Annotated in this window: 10 protein-coding genes; 8 read left to right on the forward strand and 2 right to left on the reverse strand. The window is 62.3% G+C overall.

Features of this window, described 5'->3' with window-relative positions; all coding sequences use genetic code 11:
* The first annotated feature begins 1 nt into the window (after nt 1).
* The 7 genes from murC (at nt 2) to JOZ06_RS18505 (ending at nt 6,752) form a co-directional block, all read left to right on the forward strand.
* Nucleotides 2-1,402, forward strand: a complete 1,401-nt coding sequence (murC, locus tag JOZ06_RS18475) for a UDP-N-acetylmuramate--L-alanine ligase (protein WP_293235139.1) — start codon at nt 2-4, stop codon at nt 1,400-1,402.
* A gap of 26 nt (nt 1,403-1,428) precedes the next feature.
* Nucleotides 1,429-2,340 carry a D-alanine--D-alanine ligase gene (locus JOZ06_RS18480; RefSeq protein WP_293235141.1) on the forward strand — a complete coding sequence of 304 codons (912 nt, stop codon included), beginning with the start codon at nt 1,429-1,431 and terminating at the stop codon, nt 2,338-2,340.
* The gene (locus JOZ06_RS18485) at nt 2,330-3,061 is read left to right on the forward strand and encodes a cell division protein FtsQ/DivIB (protein WP_293235143.1); all 732 of its coding nucleotides are present in this window, start codon (nt 2,330-2,332) and stop codon (nt 3,059-3,061) included. Before JOZ06_RS18480 ends, JOZ06_RS18485 begins: the two co-directional genes overlap by 11 nt.
* Before the next feature lie 43 nt (nt 3,062-3,104).
* Entirely contained in the window at nt 3,105-4,316 is a 1,212-nt protein-coding gene (gene ftsA, locus JOZ06_RS18490; protein ID WP_293235153.1) for a cell division protein FtsA, read from the forward strand.
* A 55-nt stretch (nt 4,317-4,371) separates the two neighbouring features.
* Nucleotides 4,372-5,559, forward strand: a complete 1,188-nt coding sequence (gene ftsZ, locus JOZ06_RS18495; protein WP_293235145.1) for a cell division protein FtsZ — start codon at nt 4,372-4,374, stop codon at nt 5,557-5,559.
* Between the two features lie 99 nt (nt 5,560-5,658).
* A complete protein-coding gene (gene lpxC / locus JOZ06_RS18500; protein WP_293235154.1) occupies nt 5,659-6,570 on the forward strand; it encodes a UDP-3-O-acyl-N-acetylglucosamine deacetylase in 912 nt (303 codons plus the stop codon).
* Nucleotides 6,570-6,752, forward strand: a complete 183-nt coding sequence (locus JOZ06_RS18505; protein WP_293235146.1) for a hypothetical protein — start codon at nt 6,570-6,572, stop codon at nt 6,750-6,752. The genes lpxC and JOZ06_RS18505 overlap by 1 nt, the downstream gene beginning before the upstream one ends.
* 17 nt (nt 6,753-6,769) lie before the next feature.
* On the opposite strand, the gene JOZ06_RS18510 is transcribed toward JOZ06_RS18505, so the two are convergent.
* Nucleotides 6,770-7,528, reverse strand: a complete 759-nt coding sequence (locus JOZ06_RS18510; RefSeq protein ID WP_293235147.1) for an N-acetylmuramoyl-L-alanine amidase — start codon at nt 7,526-7,528, stop codon at nt 6,770-6,772.
* Between the two features lie 11 nt (nt 7,529-7,539).
* A complete protein-coding gene (locus JOZ06_RS18515; protein WP_293235148.1) occupies nt 7,540-8,316 on the reverse strand; it encodes an N-acetylmuramidase domain-containing protein in 777 nt (258 codons plus the stop codon).
* A gap of 317 nt (nt 8,317-8,633) precedes the next feature.
* Between JOZ06_RS18515 and JOZ06_RS18520 the strand changes: the two genes are divergently transcribed.
* On the forward strand, nt 8,634-9,035 hold the full coding sequence (locus tag JOZ06_RS18520) for a hypothetical protein (protein WP_293235149.1): 402 nt from the start codon (nt 8,634-8,636) through the stop codon (nt 9,033-9,035).
* The last annotated feature ends 179 nt before the right edge of the window (nt 9,036-9,214 follow it).

A 9,214-nucleotide genomic window follows, 5' to 3' on the forward strand; every position in this document is an offset into this window, starting at 1 on the left:
AATGAAGCATAGAGTCAATCACATCCACTTCGTAGGCATCGGCGGCGTCGGCATGAGCGGCATCGCCGAGGTGCTGCTGAACCTGGGGTATACGGTCAGCGGCTCCGATATGGCCGACAACGCCACGACCAAGCGCCTCTCGGCGCAGGGCGCGGCGGTGCATCTCGGTCATGACGCCGCCTACATTCAAGGCGCGGACGTGGTGGTGATCTCCAGCGCGGTGCGCGACGACAATCCCGAAGTGGCGGCGGCGCGGGCACAGCATATCGCCGTGATTCCGCGGGCGCTGATGCTGGCTGAGCTGATGCGCTTCAAGCAAGGCATCGCCATCGCCGGCACCCATGGCAAGACCACCACCACGAGCCTGGTGTCGTCGGTGCTGGCCGCCGCGGGGCTCGATCCCACCTTTGTCATCGGCGGCAAACTGACCGCCGCCGGCACCAATGCCCGGCTGGGCTCGGGCGACTTCCTCGTGGCGGAGGCCGACGAATCGGATGCCTCGTTCCTGTATCTGTCGCCGGTGATGGCGGTGGTGACCAATATCGATGCCGACCACATGGACACGTACGGCCACGATTTCGACAAGCTCAAGCAGGCCTTCGTCGATTTTCTGCAGCGTTTGCCGTTCTACGGTTCCGCCGCATTGTGTGTGGATGACGCGCATGTACGCGAAATTCTGCCGCGCGTGACCAAGCCGGTGACCACCTACGGCATCGATAACGCCGACGCGCATGTACGCGCCGAAAACGTGACGGCGGATGCCGGACGCATGCGCTTCGACGTGGTGCTCAAGGACGGTCAACGCTTCCCGGTGGTGCTCAATTTGCCGGGACGGCACAACGTGCAGAACGCCTTGGCGGCGATCGCCATCGGTCTGGAGTGCGGCGCGGACGTCGCCTCGATCCAAAAAGGGTTGGCGGATTTCGCCGGCGTCGGCCGGCGCTTCCAACGCTACGGCGAAGTGCCATGCCGCGATGGCGGCCAGTTCACGCTGATCGACGACTACGGCCATCACCCGGTGGAGATGGCCGCGACGCTGGCCGCGGTGCGCGGCGCCTTTCCGACGCGCCGGCTGCTCCTGGCGTTTCAGCCGCACCGCTTCAGCCGCACGCGCGATCTGTTCGAGGATTTCGTCAAGGTGTTGTCGACGGTGGATGGCTTGCTGCTGGGCGAGGTGTATGCCGCCGGCGAGGCGCCGATCGTCGCCGCCGATGGCCGGGCGCTGGCGCGTGCGCTGCGCGTTGCCGGCAAGGTGGAGCCGATCTTCGTTGAAGCCATCGACGACATGCCGGGCGCGATTTTGGACGCGGCGCGCGATGGCGACGTGGTGGTAACGATGGGCGCAGGGTCGATCGGCGCGGTGCCAGGCAAGATCGTGGCGCAGATTCAAGGCAATGCATGAGGGCCGAGGCCCGTAATAGGAAAGCAATGAAGCACTACGGCAAAGTGGCGGTAATGATGGGAGGGTCCTCCTCGGAGCGCGAAGTGTCGCTGATGAGCGGCAACGGCGTGCTCAAGGCGCTCCTGTCGCGCGGGGTCGATGCGCACGCGTTCGATCCCGCCGAAAAGCCGCTTTTCGCGTTGAAGGAAGAAGGGTTCGACCGCGTGTTCATCATCCTGCACGGTCCGTTCGGCGAAGACGGTACCTTGCAGGGCGCGCTGGAAACGATGGGCATCCCGTATACCGGGTGCGGCGTGATGGCCTCGGCCATCGGCATGGACAAGTGGCGCACCAAGTTGTTGTGGCAAGCGGCGGGACTGCCGGTGCCGGCATTCCGGCTGCTGGATGAAAACAGCGATCTGGATCGCGTGGCGGCCGAATTGGGTTTGCCGCTGTTCATCAAGCCGGCATGCGAAGGTTCGAGCTTCGGCGTGAGCAAAGTGAAGCAGGCCGGCGCGATGCGCGCCGCGTTCGATGGGGCGCGGAAGTACGATGCGCTGGTGTTGGCGGAACGCTTTATCGGTGGCGGCGAGTATACCTGCGCGATCTTGGGCGATCGTGCGCTGCCGACCATCAAGATCGAGCCGGCGGCCGAGTTTTACGACTACGAGGCCAAGTATTTCCGCGACGATACCGTTTACCGCTGCCCGTCGGGCTTGTCCGATGCGCGAGAGGCCGAAGTGCGCGAGTTGGCACGCGCGGCGTTCCAGGTGCTTGGCGGCACGGGGTGGGGGCGGATCGATTTTCTGCTGGATGAGGCCGGCAATCCCTATCTGCTGGAAGCGAACACCGCACCGGGCATGACGAGTCATAGCCTGGTGCCGATGGCGGCGCGGCAAGCCGGCATGAGCTACGAGGATCTGTGCTTGGCGGTACTGGATTTGGCGCATGTGGGATAACCACATTGCGTTGCGGCGGTTGGCGAATGGATTGTTGTTGGCCGCGCTGGGGATGTTGCTGTACGCAGGGGGCTTCTGGGTAACGCACGCGCCGGTGTTTCCGGTGAAGAAGATTCGCATCAGCGGCCAGATGCAGCGGGTCACGCCGGAGCAGCTCAAGTTCATCGCCGAGCATGAACTGACCGGATCGTTCTTTACGCTGGACATCGACAAAACGCGGTCGGCCTTCAGCAAGCTGCCTTGGGTGCGCGATGCGCAGGTGCGGCGCACTTGGCCGGACACGCTGGAGATCGCCATCGACGAGTATCAGGCGCTGGCGCGGTGGGGCGAGGATGGGCTGGTGGACGTGAACGGCACATGGTTCGACGCCGCGAGCGACCAGAACGATTTGCCGGTGTTTTTTGGACCGGCAGGCGCACAGAAGGACATGGCGCAGACGTATCTGCAACTCAAGCAGGTGCTCGCGCCCTCGGAACTGAGGATCGCGCGCATGTACTTGTCCGACCGGCGCGCATGGAGTGTGGAATTGGATAACAGCGTGCATATCGAGCTGGGGCGCGGAGATGTCATCCAACGTGCCGCGCGCTTCGCGACGCACTGGAAGGACACGGTGGCGAGACTGCCGTATCCGGTCAGCTATGTCGATATGCGCTATCCGAATGGATTCGCCGTCCGGATGCCTGGCTACCAGGATCCGCAGGCGGCACAGGGTAAAAAGTAAGCAGTTGGAGCGACAGGTGAGCAAACCGAAGGAAAGCAAGAACATGTTGGTTGGCCTCGACATCGGCACGTCGAAGATCGTGGCGATCGTCGCGGAGGTCCTTGAGGATGGCCAGCTGAACATCGTCGGCATGGGGCAGACGCCCTCGCGCGGACTCAAGCGCGGCATGGTGGTGAACATCGAATCCACAGTGCAAGCCATCCAGCGCGCGCTGGAGGAGGCCGAGCTCATGGCCGACTGCAAGATCCATGAAGTGTTTACCGGCATCGCCGGCAGCCACATCAAGAGCGTCAACTCGCACGGCATGGTGGCGATCAAGGATCGGGAAGTGACGCAGATGGATATCGACCGCGTGATCGAGACCGCGCGCGCCGTGAGCATCCCGCCGGACCATCAGGTGCTGCATATCCTGACACAGGAATACAGCATCGACGGTCAAGAGGGCGTACGCGAACCGCTGGGCATGAGCGGCGTGCGGCTGGAGGCCAAGGTGCATATCGTCACCGGCGCGGTGTCCGCCGCGCAGAACGTGACCAAGTGCGTGCGCCGCTGCGGGCTGGAGGTGTCCGACCTGGTGCTGCAGCCGATGGCCTCGGCCATCGCCGTGCTGTCGGAGGACGAAAAGGATCTGGGCGTGTGCCTGATCGATATCGGCGGCGGCACCACCGACATCGCGGTGTACGCCAACGGCGCCATCCGCCACACGGCAGTGATTCCGATCGCCGGCGATCAGATTACCAACGACATCGCCATGGCGCTGCGCACGCCGACCAAAGAGGCGGAAGACATCAAGATTCAGCACGGCGTGGCGCTGGTGAATCTTGCCGATCCGGGCCAAATGATCGAAGTGCCGGGCGTGGGCGAGCGCGGACCGCGCCAGATGTCGCGCGCGACCTTGGCCGAGGTGATCGAGCCGCGGGTGGAGGAGTTGTTCCAGCTGGTGCAACAGGAGCTGCGCCGCAGCGGGTTCGAGGAAATGTTGTCCTCCGGCATCGTGCTGACCGGCGGCGCGAGCCTGATGCCGGGCATGGTCGAGTTGGCCGAGGAAGTCTTCCACATGCCGGTGCGCGTCGGCGTGCCGAAATATGTCGGCGGTCTGTCCGAAGTGGTCAAGACGCCGCGCTTCTCCACGGGCGTGGGGCTGTTGTTGTACGGCAAGGACCAGATTCAGACCCTGTCGGGGTCGAGAGTGCCTTCGGGCAGCGTGGGCGGCATGCTCTCGCGCATGAAGGCGTGGTTTGCAGGCAATTTTTAAGGTTGTTTCGGGCGTAGCACCAGTAACAGGCTCATCTTTAAATGAGGAGAGAAAAATGAGCGGAATGGTTTTCGAAGTGATGCAAGATACGGCTCAAGAAGCCGTGATCAAGGTGATCGGCGTTGGCGGCGGCGGTTGCAATGCCATCGACAACATGATCGACGGCAAGGTGCAGGGCGTTGAGTTCATCTGCGCCAACACCGATGCGCAGACCCTGAAGCGCAACAAGGCGCAGCTCAAGTTGCAACTGGGCACCAATCTGACCAAGGGGCTGGGCGCGGGCGCCAATCCGGAGATTGGCCGCAATGCGGCGCTGGAAGACCGTGAACGCATCGCCGATACGCTGCGCGGCGCCAATATGGTGTTCGTTACCGCGGGCATGGGCGGCGGTACCGGCACCGGCGCGGCGCCGGTGGTGGCCGAAGTGGCGAAGGAAATGGGTATTCTCACCGTCGGCGTGGTGACCCGTCCGTTCGAGCACGAAGGCAAGCGTACCAAGGTGGCGCAATCCGGCATCGATGATCTGAAGAAGCATGTCGACTCGCTGATCGTGATTCCGAACGAAAAGCTGATGGAAGTGCTTGGCGACGACGTGACCATGCGCGAGGCGTTCCGCGCCGCCGATGACGTGCTCAAGGGCGCCGTGGCCGGCATTGCCGAAGTGATCACCTGCCCGGGTCTGATCAACGTCGACTTTGCCGACGTGCGCACCGTGATGTGCGAAATGGGTCTGGCAATGATGGGGTCCGCCTATGCCTCCGGTATCGACCGCGCGCGCGTGGCCGCCGAGCAGGCGGTGGCAAGCCCGTTGTTGGACAACATTACGCTGGAAGGCGCGCGCGGTGTGCTGGTGAATATTTCCACTGCGCCGGGCTGCCTGAAGATGAGCGAATACCGCGAAATCATGTCGATCGTGCGCCAGTACGCCGACGAGAGCGCGGAAGTGAAGTTCGGCACCGCCGAAGTGGACGATATTCCGGAAGACACGATCCGCGTCACCCTGATTGCCACCGGCCTCGGCAAGAAGCCGACGGTGCGCGGCGAGGAGCGTCCGGAATATATCAAGATCGTCAAGACCGGCACCGACGACCGTGCGGTCGAAGTGCTGAATTACGACGACTTCGATACGCCGGCCATCATGCGCAGCCGTGGCCGCCGCACGCCGAGCTCGACCGATTTTTCCAATCCCGAGGTGAGCGAATCGTTCGACATTCCGGCGTTTCTGCGCAAGCAAGCCGACTGATCGATAATTGCTATTGATTTAATCCTTTTAATTAATAAAGCATAGGCAAAGGCCATGCTAAACTCAGGTCGTCCCTGATTTGGTAGAAAGCAGCAAATGATTCTGCAGCGCACGCTGAAGCAAGCGATCAGCGCCACGGGTGTGGGTTTGCACTCCGGCGAACGGGTACGCCTGACCCTGAAGCCGGCCGAACCCGACACGGGAATCATCTTCTATCGCACCGACTTGCCCGAGCCGGTGGCGGTAAAAGCCGAACCGCTGATGGTGAACGACACGCGACTCTCCTCAACGCTAGTCACGGAGACTGGCGTGCGTGTCGGCACCATCGAGCATTTGATGTCAGCTTTTGCCGGATTGGGGATCGACAATTTGATCGTCGAGGTGACGGCGGCGGAAATGCCCATCATGGATGGTTCCGCCGCGCCCTTTATCTATTTGTTGCAAACCGCGGGGGTTGTCGAGCAGTCCAAACCCAAGCGTTTCATCCGCATTCGCGCGCCGATCGAGGTGGTCGACGGCGACAAATGGGTTCGTTTCGAGCCGTACGACGGTTTCAAAATCACGCTGTCGATCCAGTTCGATCATCCCGCCTTCAACCTGGCGCCGCAGAAGGTGCTGGTCGATTTCGCCAATCATTCCTATATCGAGGAAATCAGCCGCGCGCGTACCTTCGGTTTCATGCATGAAGTCGAATCGATGCGCAACCATGGGCTGGGGCTGGGGGGCAATCTGGAAAACGCCATCGTGATCGATGACGCGTTCGTCTTGAATCCGGATGGACTGCGTTTTCCGGACGAGTTCGTCCGCCACAAGATTCTCGATGCCATCGGCGACCTGTATATCGTCGGTCATCCCATCATCGGCGCTTTTTCCGGGCATAAGTCCGGCCATGCGTTGAATAATCTACTGCTGCGCAAGTTGCTGGCCACCCCCGACGCGTGGGAGTTCGTCAGTTTTCGCGAGCCCGAGGATGCCCCCTCGAGCTTCCACCGTATCCCGGATCTCGAATAATGCAGGCTTTGCTGCGATTGACGCTCTTGGTCGGCATGCTGCTGTGCTGCATTGGCCTGGTCCGGCACGCCTCCCGGCCCGACGAGGCCAGATTGCGCCGCTTGACCGGCTGGTTGCGGCGGCTGACCTGGGCCAATGGCGCTCTGCTGATCCTGTGGCTGGCAGGACTCGCGCATCCCTGAGCGCCATTGGCCACGCTCTAGCGATAGCGGGCATTGAGCGCGAACAAGATCGCGCCGGTCTCGATATCCATCTCCCCGCTGTAACCGCTCGGGCGGAAATGCATCTGGAACGCCCGCACCAACGCCTTGAACCCCGCATCGTCGGCCGGCGCCGCATAGCCGTACTGCTTGAACGCCGCGATGGTTTCGCTGCGGGATGGCAGACCTTGCCGCGTAAACTGATCGATAAACGCTTGCTTTCTCTCCGCCTCGTACCAGGCGCCTATGCCTGATTGCGCCAACGTCTGCCATGGGAATTTGGGCCCGGGGTCCGACTTGCGCAGGTAGGCGATGTCGGCATGGCCGAGCACATTCTTTGGCGAAATATCCGGATAGCGCATCAGGATGTTGCCGGCCAGCTCGCGTAGCGCGTCGATCTGGCCCGGCTCGAAATCGACGAAATGCAAGCCGCTCGGCGTCTCGGTCGGCTGATTGACGATTTCGATGCCGATGGCGGTGTCGTTGAGGTTGTCGCGGCCGGCCCAATGGCTCAACCCCGCGTGCCAGGCACGATCCTGCTCGTCGACCAAGTTGAAAATGCGTTGGCTGCTGAAACCGGCGGCACGATAACTCGGATCGGCTGTCGCCGGCAGCAGATAGTGCGCGCTCACCTGGCCGCGCGTCAGTGCCGTGATCGAGCCGGCGAAATCCAGCGCGGTGTAGTGCAGCACGAGAAAGCGGATGCGTTTGTTGAAGCCGGTGGTGGCGCGATAACTGTTGAAGTCGATGGTGGACATGGATGCCTCCTTTAGGGGGTGGGGAAAGCGGCGGCCAGCAGCGCCGCCTGACAGGCCGGGTCGGCCTCGCCCGTAACGGGCAGGCCATGGCGGGTTTGGAATGCGCCAAGCGCCGCGCGGGTGCGTGCGCCCGCCTTGCCGTCGACGGGACCGGGAGCGAAGCCAAGATAGAGTAAGGCGGCCTGAACGCTGCGAAGCGTGAGGCTGGGGGTGTTGGCGCGCGCCTTCGTATAGGCATCGGCCAGCTTTTCGTGATATTTGCGTTCTTCGTAGCGCGGCCCGTTATAGCCACGCGCGAAGCGCCGCCAGTCTGGCTGGCGTAGCGCGCTATCGAGCTGATTGCTCTGAATGAATTTGACCATGGCCATGATCTGGCGGTCCTCCCCGGCGACCATGGCTTGCACCATCGCCTCGACGGACGCGAAGCCGACGATGGCATGATTGAAGCCCATGACCTGGGCGATGCCCCACGAGGCGCTTTTCAAGGCGGCCGCATGGTCGAGTGCCATCGCGCGTTGCAGGCGGTCGTATTCGCTGGCGCCTCGGCTGTAACCACCGGGTTGCGGATTGCTGATGTCCGGATAGGCCTCGCTGAAGCGGGCCCGGCTTTCGCGGTGGAAGATGTGCCGCTCGAACAAGATTTTCGGCCTTCTATCGGCGAGAAAGCCGAATCCGCTGGATTCAACCTGCAATACCGCCCAGAAAGCGGCGTGGTCGATGCCGAGGGTGGTGATGGCTTGCGTCAAGCCATCTTCGCTCAGGGGAGTGCCTCTGGCGGAAAATTCCATCGTTGTGCTCCTATTGAAGGAAATGAATGCTGGCCGTTTCTCGTGCGGCCGCCTGTGGGTCAGGCATCGACCGCGCGTGCCGCCGCCGAGTTGCGATGCGGCGAGGCGGTGAGCGGTTTGTGCAAGCGTTTCGGCTGGGACGTACGCGTGGCGACCAAGATTCGCGAGTGGCTTACGCTGACAAGATGACGGATGACGCGTGGTTTGCGTGTCGATGGCGTAAAAACGCCATGGCATGACTGAGGCCAAATGACTAGATTGGATTACGTAGTAAAGTCCTATGTCTTGAGGATTGACCTTTGACGAAGGAGAACGGTATGGCGAGTTATAAGCATGAAGTCACCACGGCCTCCAGCGCTGTGTGGCAAAAGCTGGTTACCCCGGAGGGCGAGCCGCCGGGATTTCGCATGCGAGGCACGCTGCCGACCGATCCGGATGGTGTCGAGCTGCTGATGGAGCATTGGGATGCCGGCATGACCGAGCCGCCCCATTCGCACCCGGGGGACGACATGACCGTCGTGGTTGCGGGGCGTATGGCGGTGCAGTACTTCAAGCGCGATGCCGACGGCAAACTACAGGCGGACGGCGAGCCGTTCGTGCTGGAGCAAGGCGAGGTCGGCTATAACAAGGCGGGAAGGATCCACGATGCCCGCTATTTGGCGGACTGTAAGCTGGTGTTCGTGCACAGCGGCGCGTTCGGTTTCACCGAAGAGCAGTAATGGGGAGTGGGGCGTAGCGTGCGTTCGCGTAGCAACGCACGGTGACACCAGGTTCGGGGAGCGTTCGCTCCCCGCCTCCAGGTTAGGGTGTTAATCGGCGGTCAACACCAAGCATCCCGCCACCTCGCGCAGGCGCGCGGCGTTTTTCAGGTACAACCACGACGACTGGGCATCGACCG

Source organism: Paludibacterium sp., assembly GCF_019232825.1.
Lineage (GTDB): Bacteria > Pseudomonadota > Gammaproteobacteria > Burkholderiales > Chromobacteriaceae > Paludibacterium.

What these genes read in the sequence shown, in the direction of transcription:
- JOZ06_RS18480 (WP_293235141.1), top strand. Translation starts at nt 1,429, where the DNA reads ATGAAGCACTACGGCAAAGTGGCGGTAATGATGGGAGGGTCCTCCTCG.
- JOZ06_RS18515 (WP_293235148.1), bottom strand. Translation starts at nt 8,316, where the DNA reads ATGGAATTTTCCGCCAGAGGCACTCCCCTGAGCGAAGATGGCTTGACG.
- JOZ06_RS18505 (WP_293235146.1), top strand. Translation starts at nt 6,570, where the DNA reads ATGCAGGCTTTGCTGCGATTGACGCTCTTGGTCGGCATGCTGCTGTGC.
- murC (WP_293235139.1), top strand. Translation starts at nt 2, where the DNA reads ATGAAGCATAGAGTCAATCACATCCACTTCGTAGGCATCGGCGGCGTC.
- JOZ06_RS18520 (WP_293235149.1), top strand. Translation starts at nt 8,634, where the DNA reads ATGGCGAGTTATAAGCATGAAGTCACCACGGCCTCCAGCGCTGTGTGG.
- JOZ06_RS18485 (WP_293235143.1), top strand. Translation starts at nt 2,330, where the DNA reads ATGTGGGATAACCACATTGCGTTGCGGCGGTTGGCGAATGGATTGTTG.
- ftsA (WP_293235153.1), top strand. Translation starts at nt 3,105, where the DNA reads ATGTTGGTTGGCCTCGACATCGGCACGTCGAAGATCGTGGCGATCGTC.
- JOZ06_RS18510 (WP_293235147.1), bottom strand. Translation starts at nt 7,528, where the DNA reads ATGTCCACCATCGACTTCAACAGTTATCGCGCCACCACCGGCTTCAAC.
- ftsZ (WP_293235145.1), top strand. Translation starts at nt 4,372, where the DNA reads ATGAGCGGAATGGTTTTCGAAGTGATGCAAGATACGGCTCAAGAAGCC.